General features: G+C 34.3%; 1 protein-coding gene. It reads left to right on the top strand.

Features of this window, described 5'->3' with window-relative positions; genetic code table 11:
* On the top strand, positions 1-585 hold a 585-nt coding region (locus HMPREF2576_RS08285; protein ID WP_070861195.1), incomplete at its 5' end, for an IS6-like element IS257 family transposase.
* Between the last annotated feature and the right edge of the window lie 42 nt (positions 586-627).

Genomic DNA, 627 nt, shown 5'->3' with positions numbered 1-627 from the left:
ATATCTGAAATATTAAGGGAACGTGGTGTAAACGTTCATCATTCAACGGTCTACCGTTGGGTTCAAGAATATGCCCCAATTTTATATCAAATTTGGAAGAAAAAGCATAAAAAAGCTTATTACAAATGGCGTATTGATGAGACGTACATCAAAATAAAAGGAAAATGGAGCTATTTATATCGTGCCATTGATGCAGAGGGACATACATTAGATATTTGGTTGCGTAAGCAACGAGATAATCATTCGGCATATGCGTTTATCAAACGTCTCATTAAACAATTTGGAAAACCTAAAAAGGTAATTACAGATCAGGCACCTTCAACGAAGGTAGCAATGGCTAAAGTAATTAAAGTTTTTAAACTTAAACCTGACTGTCATTGTACATCGAAATATCTGAATAACCTCATTGAGCAAGATCACCGTCATATTAAAGTAAGAAAGACAAGATATCAAAGTATCAATACGGCAAAGAATACTTTAAAAGGTATTGAATGTATTTACGCTCTATATAAAAAGAACCGCAGGTCTCTTCAGATCTACGGATTTTCGCCATGCCACGAAATTAGCATCATGCTAGCAAGTTAAGCGAACACTGACATGATATATTAGTGGTTAGCTATATTTTTT

The organism is Staphylococcus sp. HMSC063F05 (assembly GCF_001837075.1).
Taxonomy (GTDB): Bacteria; Bacillota; Bacilli; order Staphylococcales; family Staphylococcaceae; genus Staphylococcus; species Staphylococcus epidermidis.
The sequence above is the reverse complement of the archived record's forward strand: the minus strand, read 5'-3'. Positions and strand labels throughout refer to the sequence as shown.